Genomic DNA, 18,034 nt, shown 5'->3' with positions numbered 1-18,034 from the left:
TGGTACCATAACCTAACCTTTCATTTGCTAGTTTTATTCTTACAATTTTGTAAGTTATTAATGTTATAAATATCTCTTAATTTACAAAATTTTCCTTATCTTAATTAGGGAATTCAATAACAATTAATCGCCGAACACTTTCTATAAATTTTTTATATGTATCATTCCGATTTGCTCCATCAGTATGTTCAGAAGATTGTGTAAATATCAACTCTGAGTCATCTAGTTGCTTTAATAGATCTTTTAAAGCTACCTTATTTAAATTTCCTATTACACTTTTAATACTATCTTTACCAATATCAATGATATCTTTAGATACTACTAGGCCAATTTCAAAATGTATTAAGTTTTTTAATTTATTTCTATAATCAGTTTTAGAAATATAAACATAAGGATTACTCATTTTCTTTAGTGGTTCATTTATAAAATTCAACAATTTTTTTGCGTCATCCTTTGTCAAATATTTGCTTAATTTAATTATACTCATCGAATTTTCTTTAATTTTTTTTGAATCTCCTAATAATAACATTCTAAATATTTCAAGGTTATATTTTGAATTTTCGTTTAATTGTTCAATTTCAACCATAATCTCTTGATAAAGTTGGTTAGATATATATTCATTAGCATATCCAAATTTTATATAGAAATGGCACTTTTCTTCAACTGTGAAATCATATTTATTAGTATATTCTTCGAACAATCTAAACTTTTCTTCGTCTGTTTTCTGCTTATTTCCAAAAATATCTATAATTGATTGCACCAATTGAATTTGAATATCAGTATTACTTTTTATTGTCAAAAAAATACAATTCAAAATTTGATCGCTACTATCAATTTCGTTTGAATGTAAATTTTGAACATAGTAATAAAAGTCCATATCTAGCGTTTTCTCTAATAGCTTCTTCTCCAATTTTTCGGGGTCCCCCAAAATTTTATTTGCTTCATCTTTAGATAAATTGGAGACATAATCATCTAAAAAATACATTTTAGCATTTTCATAAAATATTCTAGGAAACTTTTTCTGGTCAGGACATTGCAATAAAACTTCTTTAATATAAAATTTATAGGAGTCTTTGCTAACCTCGTTAAAGTCTGTACTCCCCTTCCGACTATTAAACTCATAATTATTATCATAATTGCTAATTAATTCTTGATAATCTAATGGATAAAATAGATACAAGTACACAATAATCGATAAATCACGTACACTTACATTTTCTGGCCCACCTTTTTTATCTATTTGATTATTTAAAGTTTCAACATATCTTTTCCACTCTCTCATAGAAAACCTTGATGATAAAAATACATTTTTAATAAAAGCTTCATATTGCGGATTTATTTCTTTCTGATTTGTTTTTAGAAAAGTTAGTAGTTGATTAGAAATATTGGCTGCAATTTTAGTAGACGATAACAAAAATGGTAACTCTACTTTTCTATCAACAATCTTACTTAAATATTCAAAGCTAATATCCTCTTGTTTAATTAATTTATCATAATCTCCAACAAATACAATTGGCAACACACCATGTAAGATATTAAACAGTTTGTAAGCTTCTAATTGTTTCTTATGATCTACTCTATCAAAATCATCAATGATAAGTACCTTAGGTTTTGAAAAATAAGTAAATATTTTCAAGAAGAATTTTTCACTATTTAACAAATGAAAAAACTCCAAATAAAAATTATCCGATTTGATTTTAAATAGCTGTGCCACAGAAACTGAGAGTGCAATTATTACTATTATCCATTTTAAAACAATATTTGATAAAAAGTCAGATAATCCCATGTTGAATGCTGGTGTCAGCAATAAAGAAATTACAACACAAACTATGACAAATAATTTCATTAACCAATAATAAAATGTGTGTAATTCTTTAAAAGCAATTTGTATTACAGTTCTCTCGTCCCTAGTTTCCCACAATTTAAGGTAAATAAATTTATAACTTTTTTTATTTAACTCAGACGTTTTTTCTAAGGAATCAGACGCCTTTTCTAAGAAAGTTGTTTTCCCACTTCCCCATTTTCCGTTAAGAAAAATTGTTTGGTATCTACCTTCCTTCTTCTCTTCTATTAATTCCCTAAACCCCTTCACAGCTTCAGGAGTTTCTATATTTTTAAATTCGATATGTTCTTCCATATTCTATTCTCTTTTAAATTTCACTCAAAGATCAATTTCTTCTCAGGAAAGGCGATGGAAACAGTCGTTCCCTGACCAACTTGAGAGTCTATAGCAATCTTGTGTCCTAGCTGATCAGCAATTTTCTTGGACAGATAAAGACCTAAGCCTGAGGACTGCTGGGTCAAACGACCGTTGTAACCTGAGAAACCGCGCTCAAAAACACGCAGCAAATCAGCATTTTGAATCCCCAGACCCGTGTCCTTGATGTAGAGGCTGCCCTCATGAAAATAAATCTCTATACTGCCTTCTTTGGTGTATTTAAGACTATTGGACAAGACCTGCTCCAAAATCACTAGAAACCACTTTTTATCAGTGACAATCGTGTGGTCTAGGTCATGAAGATTGAGACTGAGCCCTTGCTGAATAAAGAAAAGGGCGTATTTCTTGGCTACTTCCCTGACCAAATCAGCCAGATTTTCCTGCTTCAGCACTAGATCATCATGAAAGCTTTCCAGACGGAGGTACTGGAGCACCAGATGAACGTAGGACTCGATCTTAAAGAGCTCCTGCTCCAACTGAGACTTAGCTTCCTTATCCTTCAAATCTCCAATCAAGAGCGAACTGGCAGCAATAGGAGTCTTGACTTGATGAACCCAAAGAGTGTAGTAGTCCAGCAAATCATTGTATTTTTCCTGTTCAACCAAGAGCTGATTCTTCTGTTCGTACTCCAACTCTTCCACTCGTTCCTGCAAAAGCTTTTCTAGAGGAGTCTGAGCCTGAGCAGAGACCTGTAGCTTCTGGCTGCGATAGCTCTTAAAGGCAGTCCAAGTATCTGCTCCGATAAACAAGAAAGACAGAAAAGCTAGCAAGAGCGCAACATATTCTAGCAGACTGCGATAAGCATCAAAGACAAAGGCAAAAATCAAAATGAAACCTAGCAGCAGAATCAACAGAGCTAGAAAAAATCGCCGCGAATAAAGGTAAGACTTAAGAAAGAAAAAGTTATCCTGTGTGTCCATTGATGAGACCGTATCCTATTCCTTTTTTGGTTTCGATGAAGTTTTTCAGTCCGTGCTCTTCAAGCTTCTTACGCAGGCGAGCAACATTGACCGATAAGGTATTGTCATCGATGAAAAAGTCACTATTCCAGAGTTCCTTCATCAGATCATCACGCGCCACGATACCATCAGAATGCTCGAATAGAACCCGCAAAATCTGAAATTCGTTCTTTGTCAAGGTCACCACTTTCCCATCAAAGACCAGATCTGTCGACTTGAGATTGAGAATGACACCTTGGTGCTCCAGGAGACTCTGGTCGTTTCCAAACTCATAGGAACGGCGCAGCAAGCCCTGAACCTTAGCCAGAAAGACATTGTTGTCAAAAGGCTTGGTCACATAGTCGTCTGCCCCCATATTGATAGCCATGACAATGTCCATTGACTGATCGCGGGAAGACAGAAACATGATAGGCACCGTTGAAATCTTGCGGATTTCCTGACACCAGTGATAGCCGTTAAACAAGGGCAGACCGATATCCATCAGCACCAGATGCGGCTCCTCTCGAACAAAGACAGTCAGCACATCCATAAAGTCCTCAACTGCCACTACCTGAAAGCCCCACTGTTCCAGCATTTTCTTAATCATCTGACGAATGACCGGATCATCTTCTACTAGTAAAATCTTGTGCATCTTTCCCTCCCGATTTCTTACTAGTAACATTATACCAAAAAATGCGATTGCTTGTTTATCATCCTCGGTCTAAGGTATGATTTTTCTGGAAAAGAGAAATTCTATCAGAAAAATATGCTATACTAACTAGTAGAAATTGGAGATATAACATGAGCAATATTTTTACTTACCTTGAAGAAGTGCAGCATGACAGCATTTATGATAAACCTTTCAATGAACTGGATCTGCTAATTCTGACAGAGCTAACCTACTTGCCTTTTGACCAACTAGTGCATGAAGACATGTCCCCCTACTGCGACTGCCGACTGCTGGATTTGGCCGACCAAGTACCGCGCGACCTCTCCATGATGGTTAGCAAAAACCGACTGAAACTGCTAGATTTGGCCGCAGCCTCTACCCGCTTTAAAAATCTAAAACTGATGGGCTATGTCAATGATGTTGACCAAGATATCCAGAAGCAATTCGCTGCCTTGATTTTCAAAATCAAGCCTGATACCTATGTCCTGGTCTTTCGCGGAACGGACGACTCCATTGTCGGCTGGAAGGAAGACTTCCACATGACCTATATGGCTCAAATCCCTGCTCAGAAAATGGCCGCCCGCTACCTGCAAAAAGCCTTAGAAAATCTGCCTGGTAACTTTATCCTAACCGGCCATTCCAAAGGAGGAAATCTAGCTTCTTATGCTGCCAGTCAGATGGAAGCATCGCTCCAAGACCGTATTGAAGCCATCTATAGCTATGACTCCCCCGGTCTCAATCACTCTGTCACCGAAAGTGATGGCTATCAGGCCATGGTTGAAAGGATGAAACGCTACCTGCCTCAGAACTCTATCGTCGGCATGATGCTGGAAACACCTAAGGAAGCTAGGATTGTCAAAAGCAGTGCTATCGGTGGCTTTGCCCAGCACGATACCTTTTCATGGAAAATCAAGGGAGACTCTTTCCTATTGCTGGATACACTAGATGCAGAGAGCCTGCAGATTGACAAAACGTTTAAAAATTGGGTGAGCACCGTTTCAGATGAAGAACTTAAAGACTTTTTCGACCTCTTTTTCGGACTGATTTTGGATGCTGGTATCCAGTCTGTCGACGAACTGTCCAATGTTGAAAACTTTAACAAAGTCCTCGATATCCTGAAAAATGCTCAATCCCTAACAGACCAAGAACGTGACATGCTGCTGCGCTTGTCCAAGCTCCTGCTGAATATGCGTGTTCAAAGCTGGAAGGATGACATTAGCATACCTAATCTTTCTGAAATTAGCAAGGATATCCGAGAAAACCTATCACGCTGGAGCAAGCAGTTGCCTTTCGGCCAGTCTGAGACTGATAAAGTGGAAGAGACTGCTACAGAAGTTCACGAGTAAAATCGCAAAAGTCCCACTAGCTTGGCTAACGGAAGACTTGACCTATCTATCCTAAAAACCAAACAAGCTCTTATCTTGACAGCTTATTTTTTCTTTGTTAGAATGTAACAAACCTATTTACAACTAAGTAGTAATAAAAATCAGAAAGGAAACCATCATGAAATCTATCAAAGGAATTGCCCTTATTGCTGTCAGCATACTCTTGACCATCTATGCTTGGGCTTCAGCTGGGATGACCAACTTTATCGTACCCGGTCTGGCCTTAACTACCCTTTCGCTGACCTTTTTACTTGCGACTCGGAACGCCCTTTTGGAAAAATGGTTCCATGGCATCGAAAAGATGTACGCCTATCATAAGTTTACAGCTATCTTTTCCGTCGTCCTGCTCGCTCTCCACAATGTTGCCATGGGCGGCAGCCTATGGGGATCTCTTCTGGCAGCCCAGCTTGGGAATGTCGGCATCTATCTCTTTGTCAGCATTGTTCTGGTGGCCTATCTCGGCAAGCACATCAAATATGAGGCTTGGCGCTGGATTCACCGCTTTGTGTATCTGGCCTATATCTTTGGCCTCTTTCACGCTTATATGCTGATGGGGGGGCGACTCCTGACACCGACCTTGCTAGGCTTCGTAGTCGGATTCTATGCTATCATCGGTTTAGCTTCTGGCTTTTACATCATCTTGCTCTATCAAAGTTTGGCCTTTCGCCATCTGGGGAAAATTCTGCAGGTCAAGCGACTGAACCACGATACCGTGGAGTTGAAGATCCAGCTTAGTCAAAAGCTAGACTACCAGTATGGGCAGTTTGCCTTTGTCAAGATTTTCCAAGAAGGATTTGAAAAAGCGCCACATCCCTTCTCTATCTCTGGCGGTCATGACAATATCGTCTACTTTACTATCAAGAACTCTGGTGACCACACTAAGAAACTTTATGACAAGATCCAAGAGGGAACTAAGGTCACCATTGACCGAGCTTATGGCCACATGATTCTTGACCAGGGGCAAGAAAAACAAATCTGGATTGCTGGTGGGATTGGCATTACGCCCTTCATCTCCTATATCCGAGAAAATCCTAATCTGAATCGTCCAGTCAGCTTCTACTATGCTTATACCGGAGCAGAAAATGCTGTTTACCTAGACCTACTCAAGGACTATGCAGCCAGGAATCCGTTGTTTGATCTTCATTTGGTCGATAGCAAGGTCTCCGGCTATTTGGATTTCAAGAATTATCCTTTGGACGACAAAACTACGGTCTTCATGTGCGGACCTGTCAAGATGATGGATAAACTAGCCAACGAATTTAAAAAGACCAATCCTAAAGCAGATCTGGTCTATGAAGGCTTTAAATTTAAATAAAGAGTATAAAACATCAGGAGCAACGATAAGGTTGCCCCTGATGTTTTATTGTCTAGTAAGGTATGGAGCTGAACCAAGATACAGATTGGGAGGTCTGCCTGATTCGTAAAAATCTTCTCCAGAGAATAAGGACTAATTTCAATCATCAATCTTACTGTTTTTTAGGCATGTTTGAAACAAAAATATAAGACATTTTCAAAACATTTACCAGTTTATCACGTTTCTCTTTTAAGTTTTGCAGGAACGGATCCCGTACCTCTGCTGGAACTTCTAAATCATCTGAACCATACTGAGATAATTGATCACTAAGAGTCTGTTTTGATTCCTCAAAAGCTTTCAAACCTTCTTCCGCTTCTTTGTCAAAATCTGCTCTTTCAGACTCAGGGAGTTTTTCTCTAATTTCTCCACTATATTTGATGTAATTATCCGCAAGCTTATTGTAGACGGTTTTCAAGTCACCAATTGTTGTTGCGTTAGCGATTTCTTCGTCTGTAACCAAGACAAAGTCAGGCGTTTCTAAATTGGCACTTGACGAAGTACTTGAACTGCTTGAGTTACTTGCTTTACTGCTTGATTTTGAAGACTTTTTAACTGAGCTAGAAGCAGCCTTGCTTTCTGAAGATTTAGAAGTAACGGATGAATGATTATTTGAACATGCTGCTAAGGTAACTGCTGCTAAAAGAGCCACGCTGGCTGAAAAAATTTTTTTCATTTTTGTCTCCTTAAATAAAAAGTAATTTCATTATAGAATAAAACTAAAGTGCTGTCAAAAATCTAACTGTTTTTTAAAGAAATCAAAAATTCCTATTTTTCCTCCTTGAATTAATTTGAAAACTTTATAGTATTAAAAACAAGCAACTACTTTTATGATAAAAGGGTATATATTTTTATCGTTTTTCGATATATTTTTCTTGAAATACAATAAAAAATAGATTATAATAAGAATAAAAGGAAAAGAAAATCTACTGCTGGCTGATTTTCGATAGAGGTAAGCATCATGAAAAAGATTGAATTAAAAAATAACTCTTTGCTCAAAGATATTGTTACTCTATTAAACCTTATCATAGTGGGTTATGCTGCTATTCTGGTGTTTCTTACTATCCTAAGTGTGATTTCTTACACCGGTCTTTCCGACAGGCTGGGAATAAAGCTCAATGTTCAATTTCTGCCCTCAGTTGATTTTTCAAATTGGTGGAGTATTCTAGCCTTTGTTATAAATCTTCTCACAGCTTCTTTGACTATTTATCTCATCTGTCTTGCTCGTAATTTCATCAAAAATTTGATTGGTGGAAAGATTTTTGATTCATCGAATACCCAACTAGCCAATCGGGCATGGAAAGTCTTTCTGGCTCTGACCTTTCTTTCCGTTAAGGTTGCTGCATCAGGCAATCCCATCACCCTCCCCTTCTCTTTTAACGCCAGTATGAGCTTTACACCTCTCTTGGGTGCTCTGATTATTTGGCTGATGATGAAAATTCTGGAAAAGGGGATTGATATAGCTGAAGAGAATGAATTTACCATCTAGGAGGCTGCTATCATGATTATCGTTAATCTTGATGTCCAGCTGGCCAAGAAAAAGATGAAACTGGGTGAACTGGCCGATATCATCGGTATCACCAACGCCAACCTTTCCATCCTCAAAACGGGCAAGGCCAAGGCTATCCGATTTAGCACCCTCAATGCTATCTGTCAGGCCCTTGATTGCCAGCCCGGAGACATTCTAGAATTTACAGATGATGAAGAATAAAACAACTCCCGTCTTAGCCGATTCCATTCAGCTAGGAGGGGAGTTTTTATTTGCCTATTCAATCATTTGTGTTTCGGCTAGTTTCTTATACCAGTGAGCGGATTTCTTCGGATAGCGTTCCTGCGTTTCGAAGTCTACGTAGAATAAGCCGTAACGCTTTTCATAACCGTTAGACCAAGAAAAGACATCCATCAGAGACCAGATAAAGTAGCCCTTGACATTAGCCCCGTCCGCAATCGCATCGGATAAAACTTCCAGATGCTGCTTGACGTAATCAATGCGAGCATCGTCGTAAACTGTATTGTCCACAAATTCATCTTTATAACCCAGACCATTTTCTGTGATATAAATCTTCTTGTAGTTGGGATAATCTTTCTTAATCCGCATGATTTGATCATAGAGACCTTGCGGATAGATAATCCAATCCCAATCAGTTTTCGGAATATGGGTTGGAGATTCTCTGCGCCCTACTCCCTTAATCTGGTACTTGGAGCTTCCCTTTTCGCCTTTTCCGTTATGGATAATTTCTGTTTCACCGTCAAAGTCGCGCATCCAATCACTCATATAGTAGTTGATGCCAAGGAAGTCATTGAGGTCTTTAGCTACTTCTAAAGCCGCAAAGTCTTCATCTCGTAGATCCAGCTGACCACCATTGACCTTAAGGATATGGTTTACTCCTGCCAGAGTTACATCTGAATAGTGCCCCAGATAAGTCGCATCTAGGATAAACTTGTTATGAATAATATCTTCCAACTCTGCTGCTCTGACATCTGCTGGATTTTCTGGATCGTAAGGATATTTTGTCGGAAGTGCATGAACGACACCGATTTCACCCTTGTATCCCTTGTCCTTATAGAGCTTAACGGCACGGGCATGAGAGACCATCATGTTGTGATGAGATTGGAAAACCTTGGCTAAGTCATACTGAATCCCCGGCGGGAATTTTCCTACTAAGTACTGACCATCACCAATTGGGCCAATTTCATTGAAAGTTGTCCAATAGCGAACTTCTGGGAATTCTTCAAAACAGAAAGCCGCATAGTCCACAAAGTGCTCAATATTTTCCCTATTGAGGAAATCTCCATTTGAATGAAGAGCCTCTGGTGTATCAAAGTGGTGAAGGGTCACAAAAGGTTCTACATGACGCTTGTGGCATTCTGCGAAAAGATTATGGTAAAACTCTACACCTTTTGGATTGACCTCGCCATAGCCTGTCGGGAAAATCCGTGACCAGGCGATGGAAATCCGAATCCCATTGACGCCATACTCTTCAGCCAATTTCAGATCTACTGGGTATTTGTGGTAAAAGTCACTGGCAGGCTCCGCCGTGTACCAGTAGTTATCTTCTAGATACTTATCCCAGGCAACAGGTCCTTTGCCATCTGTGTGGGTTGCTCCCTCAGCTTGATAGGCTGCTGTTGCACCACCGAAAATAAAATCTTTAGGTAAGGTTTTTGTCATCTTATTTTCCTTTCAATAACATTTGAGGTGAAACAAGTAAGTAAATAGGTAAATAACAGGGGAATTGAACTTTGCTTCACCTCAAATGAACTAACAAATTAGTTGTTAAATTGTTCCTGCACGAAGGCAAGTGCTCCTTTGCCATCACGGGTTAGTTTGATGTATTGGCCGCCTTCAGTCTTAGCCAGCTTGATACCCAATTTATCAGTTTCCGCCTTCATGTCTTCAAAGTTGGAGGCAACTTGAGGAGCCAGGATAACCAGGTCAAACTCAGGTAGCATTTCACGGTGAGCACCGTAGCCACCTGCTGCTGCTTTGACAGGAACATTGTATTCAGCTGCTGCTTTATTCAAAGCGTTGGCCAGCAATCCGCTAGTACCACCACCTGCACAGAGCACCAGAACATTGGTTTCTTCGCTAATATTGTTTTGAGCTGGAGCTTCTTCCTCCACTCCTGCTTTTTCAAGGATAGCGTCTGCTTTAGCAGTATTAAAGTTAGCTGCTACTTTTTCTTTAAGAGCATCGTTAGCTTTGCCAGAACGCTCTTCTTCTAGGATTTGTTCGTCATAAACCTTGACAAATGGATAGTAAATAACCACATCCACTACGACAAGAAGGGCTGCAAGAACAAAGGACAGAAGCTGGAAGTTGGTACCCAGCACAATTCCCAGAGGTCCAGGTGTCACCCAAGGAAGGTTGGCTGAGAAGGAGTTCATGTTCAAAGTATCAACAAAAAATTTGAAAATCCATACGTTTGCGATAGGTGCAAAGATAAATGGAATAAAGAAAATCGGATTCAGAACGATTGGTGCTCCAAAGAGAATAGGCTCATTGACACCAAAGAAGGTTGGGACAACAGATGCCCGTCCAATTGCACGGTTACGCTCAGACTTACAGATCCACATGAAGAGGAATGGAACAATCAAGGTCGCACCAGTACCACCCATGGTAACGATGAACATTTGAGTACCAGAAGTGATGACCTTATCCGCATGCTGACCAGCTTGAACCAGAGCCAAGTTAGCATCGATATTAGCATAAGTAATGGCAGCAATGGCAGGCTCAACGATAGACGGACCGTGAATTCCCACGAACCAGAAGAAAGCATAAGCACCAAAGATAAGCGTGATTCCTAGATAGCCGTCAGCTGCTGAGAAAAGCGGAGCAAGAAGCGTTCCGATGGATTCTGCAACGGTCACTCCCAGACTTGCTTTAACAAGCAGCTCCAAACCGTAGAGCAGAACGACTGAAACAGTAAATGGAATCAAGTCTTTAAATACTTGAGAAATATTTGGTGGAACTTCTTCTGGCATGCGAATGGTGACATTATTTTTTACACAAACCTTATAGACATTAACTGTAACAAAGGCTGCGATGAAAGCTGTCAAAAGACCTTTGGTTCCCATGAAGGCTGTCAGGAAGCCACCTTCCTTGGCAGGCTCAGCCGCCATGAGGAGGAAGCCGACCATAGAAGCCAGCATAGTAGACAAAAAGTTAATCTGGTTTGTCGCAGGCAGGTCGCGGTTGACAGAGTCAGTCAGAGCCTTGGCAGTAGTCCCACCCACAAAGAAAGCCAGAATCCCCATCGAATAGCTATAGGGGGTCATTAGGAAAGTTTCAATGTCCTTAGACCAGTGGAAGCCCCAAGCATTTGGCACATAGGCAATCAAGATAAAGATAGATGAGAAGAGGATGACAGGCATACCAGCGATAAAGCCATCCCGAATAGCTCGGAGATAGATATTCCGAGAAATCTTCTCAAAGAAAGGCTTCCCTTTCTCAATAAGTCCGATGAGTTTGTTCATTATTTTACTCCTCTTTTGTACAGTTCAATCAAATGGTGCATCATGTCTTTTAGCAAGATGGTAGTCATTAGGTGATCTTGGCCGTGCATCATGGTCACACTGTAAGCCAAGTCCTCACCAGCCGCTTCTTTTGTCAAGAGACTGGTCTGAGCATGGTGAGCTTCAGCGATGCAGCCATTGGCTTCTTCTACCAAGGCATCTGCCTTAGCAAAATCCCCAGCTTCTGCGGCTTTCAAAGCTTCTAAGAGCTTGGAGCGAGCGTCACCAGCGTAGGCTACAATTTCAAAACCGAGCAATGTTACTTCTTCTCTATTCATGAGAGTTCCTCCTTGTATTCTTATGTAAAATTTTATTATTATTTGCTATTATAAAAGGCGTTGAATATGCAGCACCAGGTAAACCCGTTCGCTGCGGTAGAGATCAATTCCCGTCTTCTGGGCAATGATTTGGTAAATATCACTTCCGACCTGATAGGCTTGAGGGTAGGTCATCTGGATCTGACTTTCCATTTCCAGCAGGGAAACATTGTCATCACGGCTTCTGTCCAGATAGTCCAAAAAGTAGTTTAGGTGAATCATAAAACGGTCATAAAAGTTGCTGTTTTCTGCACTTCTTTTAATGCCATTTTTCTTCAGCTCTGCTTCAACTGCAGCCAGAATATCTTTTCGCTTGCCCAAGTGGCTTTGCCCCTCAGGATTGGTCTCCCCTTCAGCATTGATAAAGTGATAAGCAATGCGATTGACCTCGTCGCTAGGGAAATGATCCAACAACCGCTCGCGGTATATGGCTACCGCTTCCTGAGCAATCTGATAAGGAATAGGATATTTGTCCGAAGCATCTGGCAGGTCACTCTCCTTGTACCGCCCCTGCTGTACAGCCTGATAAGAACAGTAGATGTGATCTGTCAGCGTGACATAGATATACTCCTGAACAGGGTAATCATACTTCTTAGAAAGGGTATCAATCACATCATAAGTCACTGTGATAAAGTCCAGTGGAACATCTTTGAGCAAGGCCACAAAGTTTTCTTTAGACTCTTCCGTTCTTAGGCGAAAAATTTTCTCAACCTTACTTTCAAGAACGATGTCACCCTTCTTTTTATTAAAAGCTATGCCACTGCCAATCAGAACAACCTCTTCACCATTTTCATGTTTGGCTAGAGCAACATTGTTGTTCATAGGATGTATGATTCGATACATATCTCCTCCTCTTCATTTTCTAGGGTTCTGGCAAAACAAAAAGACCACAAACAAACAGAGGCTATATCTTCCCTCAATTTATTTGCGGTCACGCCTAATCTAACTTAGTAACGCTCACCCTATTCAATTTCTGATTTCATTATAGCATATCAGTCGCAGAATGTAAACCCTTACTTTATTTATTTTTTAACTATTTTTAGACTCTTTCTTTCCAAGAGGTAGCTGTTTTTTGAAGAACCTTGTTGAGTTCATCGATATTTTCAAATCCTGTTGTACGAAGCCACTTGCGGGCTGCTTCTTCACCTTGCTCAATGTAGTCTTTAACGCTGCCAGCCCAAGTCGCACGTCCGCAAAGAACGCCGTTGAAGTTAGCACCTGACTCATGAGCAAACACAAGTGTCTCTTGGAAAAGTTTCGCTGATACACCCGCACTCAAGTAGATGTATGGCAGGTTAGTTGCTTCATCCTGTTCCTTGAAGAAGGCAGCAGCTTGTTCTTTAGTATGAACTACTTCACCATCGCCAAAGCCTTCAACGTATTTAACATTGACTGGAACTTCCACTTTTAAGACATCAATATTGAAACGTGGATCTGAGAATACTTTCATAGCTCCGATAACCTTGTGAGGTTTCACTTTCGCGTATTCAGCGCTGGAAGCATCCGCAATCTTTTCATCGTAAGCCAAGATTTCAAGGAAGAATGGAATATCTTCTGCCACACACTCAGAACCCACACGCTCGATATAAGCCTGCTTTTGTTGGTTGAGTTCTTCGGAACTGTCTACGTCATAGTAAAGAAGGAATTTCACTGCATCCGCACCTTGTTCTTTGATGCGTTTTGCAGACCAAACATCCAGACAGTCTGGCAGGCGCTTAGTGCTAGAAGTATCGTAGCCTGTCTTTTCATAGGCCAATAACAAGCCAGCATTCTTGTCCAAAGCCTTAGTAGCAGGCAGTCCATACTCAGGATCCAGCAACATAGATGAAGCGTAAGGGGTCAGCTCTTCTGCAACCAAAACTTTCAGTTTTTCCATTTGAGCTACTGTTGGTTCTGCTTCCTGGTGTTGAGCCATGAGGCGTTTCAAAGCACCGCGTTGGTCAAATGCCAAAGCAGAAATGATGCCATTCTCATCAGAAAGTTTTTCCATGTACTTGCGTTTTTGTTCTGTTAATACCATTCTTTATACCTCTTTTACTGTGATTTGATTATATAAATTATCATAATTGTAGACATTGACATGTCCAGTCATTTTTTCTTGGGCATTGAGCATGCCGAGAACATTTGCCTTTTTGAGCAGAGAGGCATCGTCTTCTCGATGGCTCAAGGCTGACGAAATCCCTGCAACAGTTGAGTCGCCAGAGCCAACTGGATTGACCACTTGGATTTTAGGAATATCTACTTTATAGAAAGTGTCCCAGTGTTTGGCAAAAGCACCATCTGCACCGAGTGATACGATGATCCACTCGATTCCATCAAAGAGCGGTTCTGAAAGAACAGCTTTTAACTCATCCAAATCTTTGGAAACTTCGCGACCCAATAACTGAGAAAGTTCCTCGTTATTTGGTTTGATGGCAGTTGGTTTGACATCTGATTTGAGTACAGCTTCCAGAGCTGCTCCAGAGCAATCCAGCACCACCTTATTGCCAGCTTGATTAGCAATTTCAACCAATTGAATATAATATTCAACAGGTAAACCAGTTGGTAGACTTCCCGAGATACTGACAACATCCGCCTCAGCCATCAAAGACCGGAAATGCTCTTGGAAATCCCTTGCCTCATCCCCTGTAATAGTCGGACCAGCTTCCAGGATTTCTGTTTGCTTGCCTTCGTGTAAGATAGCAATGCAATTCCTCGTATGTCCCGAAATATTATAAAAGCATTGTCTAACATTAGGATGGAGGTTTTGTAATAAGAACTCTCCGTTAGTCCCACCAATCAGTCCCGTCGCAGCGACATGGTCTCCAATTTCTGCCAAGACCCTAGTTACGTTGAGACCCTTGCCGCCTGCTGTTTTACTGACTTCCGAAACACGATTAACAGTATCTATTTTCAATTCTTCTAAGGGATAGGAAATATCGATAGAAGGATTCATGGTCACTGTAAGAATCATCTAGCTACCTCACTAATCGTGGTACTCTCCACGATCCCATTTTTCAAGAAATTCTGTAAAGAAGTTGGCATCTGTTTGATGAGCATTGTGAGTCTCAACGTGCTCAATTTTTGCGATCAATTTTTTATTTTCTTCAGTCGGCTTGTACTCCGCATGGATGAAAGCTTCAATGATATCGCACATGAGGAGCTCACCAGTAATTTTCCCGCCAAAACCGATAACATTCGCGTTGAGTTCTTCCTTAGCATAAAGAGCTGAAGTCATGTCACGTACCAAAGCTGAACGAACACCAGGAACTTTATTTACAGCGTTGTTGATACCGACACCTGTACCACAGATACAAACACCAAGATCAGCTTGTCCACTAACGACTGCCTCCCCTACTTTTTTACCAAAGATTGGGTAGTGAGTACGTGTATGGTCATAAGTACCAAAATCAAGAACTTCATAGCCTTTAGATTTTAGAAAATCTGAGACTGCCATTTTTTCATTGGTAACGATATGGTCACATCCAATTGCAATTTTCATTTGATTTCTCCTTTTCTTAGCACATTTTGTTGAGCATGTCGACCCGGATTTGGTGACGGCCGCCGTCGTATTTACCATTTACAAAGCCTTTGGCAATGTTCTTAGCCAGCCCTTCACCAACGATTTCAGCTCCCATCGTAATCATGCGAGAGTTGTTATGGCCGCGAGTCATGTAGGCAGAGCGTTCATCTGAGACTTCCGCCGCTACCATCCCTTTGATTTTGGTCGCTACCATAAATGGACCAGCACCATAAGCGTCAATGACAATACCAAGATTTTCCTCTTGCTTATTCACCTCAGCCGCAACTGCAAGGGTCACATCAACAAAATCCTGACCTTCTTTCGTCACATCCACCACTTCAAAGTTTTCTCCGACGAGAAAATCCTTGACCACATCTTTCAGCTTGCTTCCAGCAGCATCTGCTCCAATAATAATTGCCATGAGCATTCTCCTTTGTTTGATTTTTTGCACAGAATGTTGTTTATAAAAAACACTTTCTGTTTCCTATAAGCATACTATACTCCTTTAAAAGTTATTTGTCAACAGATTTTTGTTTATTTTAATCAAAATATTTTTAAAGATGATTAAAATAAACAAAAAAGCCCTAAAAAGAGCTTTTTGATAATTTTTTCATCCATTTAAAATAAACTAGGAAATAATCTTGGTATAAACCTCCAGTTCTTCTTGAGCATTTTCAGACATCCGGTCTGTAATAACAGCTGTAATATCAGCCAAAGGACAGATAGAAGTGAAATCTTCCTTGCCAATCTTAGAAGAATCAATCAGTAGGTAGGTCTCTGTCGAGCGCTCCAAAGCTAGCTTCTGGGTGTAGGCTTCTTCAAAAGAAGAAGTCATAATCTGACCATTTTTGATACCATTGCCGCTGAAAAACATCTTGGTAAAATACATCTTATCCATGATGGCATTGGTCATCTCACCAACAAAGGCTTGAGTCGCTTCCCGCATCTCCCCACCAAGTAGAAAGACTTTGAAGGTATCTGACTTCTTCTTCAAAAGATCGTGAAAAATAGGCAGACAATTTGTAATCACGCGCAGATGCTGATTGCTGATTTCCTCAGCCAGCACTTCTACAGAAGTCCCCGGTCCAAGAAAAATAGTATCGCCATCTTCAATCAGCTCCACAGCCTTCTTGGCCACAGTCCGCTTGGCCTCAATATTCTGATAAAGCTTCTCTTCATGAGGGATTTCTCTATACTTGAGGTGCTGATTACTTTTAGCCCCACCGTGAACACGAGTCAGCAGCCCTTTACTTTCCAACTCAATCAAGTCCCGCCGAACCGTCATGTCGGAGACCTTCATACTCTCTACAATCTCAGCAACCGTCACTGTCCCAACTCGATCAACCAGCCTAATTATTTCATCCTGTCTCTGATTTTTACCCATACTATTCCCTCTCTACACTCTAGTTTTGTTTATTATAACTCATTTTTCTGTTTTTTTCCATATTATTTGTTTGTTTTAAACAAAAATGAGGGTTTGCGATATGGTATAGGACATTAGAAAAACCTCAAGATGATCATCCTGAGGCTTATTTCTATTCTGATTAATCACTATGTAGTTTACTAAGTCTGATTTTGGAAAGAAAGTTTATATTGCCTAAGCAGCCAGTTAAAATTGAAGCAAGTGAGAAGACTTGATTAAATTTTACTTATCCTTGTCATTCGTCTTTAATATCCAATTAAAATTTTTGGAAAGGTAAATGAATAGAACAGAGCCTTTCCAACAGACATTTCCTTAGGTTTATTCAAATCTTTAGATATTTTATTCATACCTTTAGCCCATACTTGTAAACAAAAGACTTTCATAATAAATTTTGACAATTGAATTATTCCTCATCTTCAATTACTTCAGCTTCTTTACGGATTGATTTAACATCTTTTTCATATTGTTCTTCATTGTAATCAATCATTTTAGAAAGTTCTTTTTGCAAGTTTTCCCCCATTGGTTTCATAGTAGCAAAAGTGATACCTCCTGAAATAACCCCTGAAACAACAGGAAGAACCTTGGAAACTCCTTTAGCAAATGTTCCCTTTGTAAGACTGATACCGAAAACCTTTAATACTTTTTTCAAAATTGGATAATACAAGGTTTTCGTTAAAGCTTTTTGTGGAATTGATTTGAGTGCCTGTTTTCCAATCGCCATGCCTCCAGCTCTCAGTAACGCACCTGTTCCAGAAACACCTAACATGACACCCAGATACAATAGCAATGTATTTTGGGCTTCTTCTGTTAATTTATCCTTTTCAGACCACAGATATTGGAAACCGTAGATATAACCTAGTTCTTGAGCTAATTTTAAAGCCATGGCATAATATTGAGCAACATCTGCTGGTATGGTCACAGCCATAGCAATTCCTCCTGGTAAACCAGCAAGAACAGAAGCTCCACTTGATAATAGGACATTATCCATAATACAAGCCTTTGCAGCTTTGTCCAATTTATCCTTGGAAACAATATTTACAGGACCATCAGCTAATAATTTCCCTACTTCATCTTGACTTAAACCCTTGCCAAATTTATCCATTAGAAATTGATTTCTATCAACTTTAACTACTGGTAGCTTGGATACTTGCTCTAAGACTTGCATGGCCACTTCTTCTGGCTTCGCATCAAATTTACCCTTAGCTCCATTAACC

At 40.0% G+C, this 18,034-nt stretch carries 18 protein-coding genes; 4 read left to right on the top strand and 14 right to left on the bottom strand.

Annotated elements, in window-relative coordinates:
* Positions 1-100: 100 nt before the first annotated feature.
* Genes O3620_RS05190 through O3620_RS05180 form a run of 3 tightly spaced genes read right to left on the bottom strand, consistent with a single transcriptional unit; the run spans position 101 to position 3,808 of the window.
* Positions 101-2,137, bottom strand: coding sequence for a P-loop NTPase fold protein (locus O3620_RS05190; RefSeq protein WP_371601498.1), 2,037 nt, complete (start codon positions 2,135-2,137; stop codon positions 101-103).
* 20 nt (positions 2,138-2,157) lie between these two features.
* Entirely contained in the window at positions 2,158-3,138 is a 981-nt protein-coding gene (locus O3620_RS05185) for a sensor histidine kinase (RefSeq protein WP_002918544.1), read from the bottom strand.
* Positions 3,122-3,808, bottom strand: coding sequence for a response regulator transcription factor (locus O3620_RS05180; protein ID WP_009659088.1), 687 nt, complete (start codon positions 3,806-3,808; stop codon positions 3,122-3,124). Before O3620_RS05180 ends, O3620_RS05185 begins: the two co-directional genes overlap by 17 nt.
* 149 nt (positions 3,809-3,957) lie before the next feature.
* Between O3620_RS05180 and O3620_RS05175 the strand changes: the two genes are divergently transcribed.
* Positions 3,958-5,172, top strand: a complete 1,215-nt coding sequence (locus tag O3620_RS05175; protein WP_223310172.1) for a DUF2974 domain-containing protein — start codon at positions 3,958-3,960, stop codon at positions 5,170-5,172.
* 157 nt (positions 5,173-5,329) lie between these two features.
* Positions 5,330-6,526 carry a ferric reductase-like transmembrane domain-containing protein gene (locus tag O3620_RS05170; RefSeq protein WP_004185900.1) on the top strand — a complete coding sequence of 399 codons (1,197 nt, stop codon included), beginning with the start codon at positions 5,330-5,332 and terminating at the stop codon, positions 6,524-6,526.
* Between the two features lie 151 nt (positions 6,527-6,677).
* On the opposite strand, the gene O3620_RS05165 is transcribed toward O3620_RS05170, so the two are convergent.
* Positions 6,678-7,238 (bottom strand): hypothetical protein, encoded by a 561-nt coding sequence (locus tag O3620_RS05165; RefSeq protein ID WP_004185898.1) that lies wholly within the window; start codon positions 7,236-7,238, stop codon positions 6,678-6,680.
* Between the two features lie 285 nt (positions 7,239-7,523).
* Between O3620_RS05165 and O3620_RS05160 the strand changes: the two genes are divergently transcribed.
* Together O3620_RS05160 and O3620_RS05155 are read left to right on the top strand one after the other, a co-directional pair.
* Positions 7,524-8,051, top strand: a complete 528-nt coding sequence (locus O3620_RS05160) for a DUF2975 domain-containing protein (RefSeq protein ID WP_004185896.1) — start codon at positions 7,524-7,526, stop codon at positions 8,049-8,051.
* Between the two features lie 12 nt (positions 8,052-8,063).
* Positions 8,064-8,273 (top strand): helix-turn-helix transcriptional regulator, encoded by a 210-nt coding sequence (locus O3620_RS05155; protein WP_002894739.1) that lies wholly within the window; start codon positions 8,064-8,066, stop codon positions 8,271-8,273.
* A 54-nt stretch (positions 8,274-8,327) separates the two neighbouring features.
* Here O3620_RS05155 and lacG read toward each other — a convergent pair whose 3' ends face one another.
* The 10 genes from lacG to O3620_RS05105 all read right to left on the bottom strand — a co-directional run bounded on the left by lacG (position 8,328) and on the right by O3620_RS05105 (position 17,985).
* Positions 8,328-9,734, bottom strand: a complete 1,407-nt coding sequence (gene lacG, locus O3620_RS05150) for a 6-phospho-beta-galactosidase (protein ID WP_049553199.1) — start codon at positions 9,732-9,734, stop codon at positions 8,328-8,330.
* A 98-nt stretch (positions 9,735-9,832) separates the two neighbouring features.
* Positions 9,833-11,539: a lactose-specific PTS transporter subunit EIIC gene (locus O3620_RS05145; RefSeq protein ID WP_049553198.1), complete on the bottom strand. Its 1,707-nt coding sequence runs from the start codon at positions 11,537-11,539 to the stop codon at positions 9,833-9,835.
* Positions 11,539-11,856: a PTS lactose/cellobiose transporter subunit IIA gene (locus O3620_RS05140; protein ID WP_002894735.1), complete on the bottom strand. Its 318-nt coding sequence runs from the start codon at positions 11,854-11,856 to the stop codon at positions 11,539-11,541. Before O3620_RS05140 ends, O3620_RS05145 begins: the two co-directional genes overlap by 1 nt.
* 48 nt (positions 11,857-11,904) lie before the next feature.
* Positions 11,905-12,738 (bottom strand): PRD domain-containing protein, encoded by an 834-nt coding sequence (locus tag O3620_RS05135; protein ID WP_002918540.1) that lies wholly within the window; start codon positions 12,736-12,738, stop codon positions 11,905-11,907.
* A 196-nt stretch (positions 12,739-12,934) separates the two neighbouring features.
* Positions 12,935-13,915 (bottom strand): tagatose-bisphosphate aldolase, encoded by a 981-nt coding sequence (gene lacD, locus O3620_RS05130; protein ID WP_002918539.1) that lies wholly within the window; start codon positions 13,913-13,915, stop codon positions 12,935-12,937.
* A gap of 3 nt (positions 13,916-13,918) precedes the next feature.
* Complete coding sequence (locus tag O3620_RS05125; protein ID WP_371601497.1) at positions 13,919-14,848, bottom strand: tagatose-6-phosphate kinase; 930 nt, start codon at positions 14,846-14,848, stop codon at positions 13,919-13,921.
* A gap of 12 nt (positions 14,849-14,860) precedes the next feature.
* Positions 14,861-15,376 carry a galactose-6-phosphate isomerase subunit LacB gene (gene lacB, locus O3620_RS05120; RefSeq protein WP_002894723.1) on the bottom strand — a complete coding sequence of 172 codons (516 nt, stop codon included), beginning with the start codon at positions 15,374-15,376 and terminating at the stop codon, positions 14,861-14,863.
* Positions 15,377-15,392: 16 nt separating this feature from the next.
* Positions 15,393-15,818, bottom strand: a complete 426-nt coding sequence (lacA, locus tag O3620_RS05115; RefSeq protein WP_009659075.1) for a galactose-6-phosphate isomerase subunit LacA — start codon at positions 15,816-15,818, stop codon at positions 15,393-15,395.
* A gap of 207 nt (positions 15,819-16,025) precedes the next feature.
* A complete protein-coding gene (locus O3620_RS05110) occupies positions 16,026-16,781 on the bottom strand; it encodes a DeoR/GlpR family DNA-binding transcription regulator (protein ID WP_002916958.1) in 756 nt (251 codons plus the stop codon).
* Positions 16,782-17,223: 442 nt separating this feature from the next.
* Positions 17,224-17,985 carry a hypothetical protein gene (locus O3620_RS05105; RefSeq protein ID WP_032908931.1) on the bottom strand — a complete coding sequence of 254 codons (762 nt, stop codon included), beginning with the start codon at positions 17,983-17,985 and terminating at the stop codon, positions 17,224-17,226.
* Positions 17,986-18,034 lie beyond the last annotated feature (49 nt).

Origin of the sequence: Streptococcus sp. 27098_8_134, assembly GCF_041431675.1 — a bacterium.
GTDB lineage: Bacteria > Bacillota > Bacilli > Lactobacillales > Streptococcaceae > Streptococcus > Streptococcus sanguinis_R.
The sequence above is the reverse complement of the archived record's forward strand: the minus strand, read 5'-3'. Positions and strand labels throughout refer to the sequence as shown.

Bases quoted from the DNA above. Each gene is read 5' to 3' on its own strand.
- O3620_RS05190 (WP_371601498.1), bottom strand. From the start codon at position 2,137: ATGGAAGAACATATCGAATTTAAAAATATAGAAACTCCTGAAGCTGTG.
- O3620_RS05185 (WP_002918544.1), bottom strand. From the start codon at position 3,138: ATGGACACACAGGATAACTTTTTCTTTCTTAAGTCTTACCTTTATTCG.
- O3620_RS05180 (WP_009659088.1), bottom strand. From the start codon at position 3,808: ATGCACAAGATTTTACTAGTAGAAGATGATCCGGTCATTCGTCAGATG.
- O3620_RS05175 (WP_223310172.1), top strand. From the start codon at position 3,958: ATGAGCAATATTTTTACTTACCTTGAAGAAGTGCAGCATGACAGCATT.
- O3620_RS05170 (WP_004185900.1), top strand. From the start codon at position 5,330: ATGAAATCTATCAAAGGAATTGCCCTTATTGCTGTCAGCATACTCTTG.
- O3620_RS05165 (WP_004185898.1), bottom strand. From the start codon at position 7,238: ATGAAAAAAATTTTTTCAGCCAGCGTGGCTCTTTTAGCAGCAGTTACC.
- O3620_RS05160 (WP_004185896.1), top strand. From the start codon at position 7,524: ATGAAAAAGATTGAATTAAAAAATAACTCTTTGCTCAAAGATATTGTT.
- O3620_RS05155 (WP_002894739.1), top strand. From the start codon at position 8,064: ATGATTATCGTTAATCTTGATGTCCAGCTGGCCAAGAAAAAGATGAAA.
- lacG (WP_049553199.1), bottom strand. From the start codon at position 9,734: ATGACAAAAACCTTACCTAAAGATTTTATTTTCGGTGGTGCAACAGCA.
- O3620_RS05145 (WP_049553198.1), bottom strand. From the start codon at position 11,539: ATGAACAAACTCATCGGACTTATTGAGAAAGGGAAGCCTTTCTTTGAG.
- O3620_RS05140 (WP_002894735.1), bottom strand. From the start codon at position 11,856: ATGAATAGAGAAGAAGTAACATTGCTCGGTTTTGAAATTGTAGCCTAC.
- O3620_RS05135 (WP_002918540.1), bottom strand. From the start codon at position 12,738: ATGTATCGAATCATACATCCTATGAACAACAATGTTGCTCTAGCCAAA.
- lacD (WP_002918539.1), bottom strand. From the start codon at position 13,915: ATGGTATTAACAGAACAAAAACGCAAGTACATGGAAAAACTTTCTGAT.
- O3620_RS05125 (WP_371601497.1), bottom strand. From the start codon at position 14,848: ATGATTCTTACAGTGACCATGAATCCTTCTATCGATATTTCCTATCCC.
- lacB (WP_002894723.1), bottom strand. From the start codon at position 15,376: ATGAAAATTGCAATTGGATGTGACCATATCGTTACCAATGAAAAAATG.
- lacA (WP_009659075.1), bottom strand. From the start codon at position 15,818: ATGGCAATTATTATTGGAGCAGATGCTGCTGGAAGCAAGCTGAAAGAT.
- O3620_RS05110 (WP_002916958.1), bottom strand. From the start codon at position 16,781: ATGGGTAAAAATCAGAGACAGGATGAAATAATTAGGCTGGTTGATCGA.
- O3620_RS05105 (WP_032908931.1), bottom strand. From the start codon at position 17,985: ATGCAAGTCTTAGAGCAAGTATCCAAGCTACCAGTAGTTAAAGTTGAT.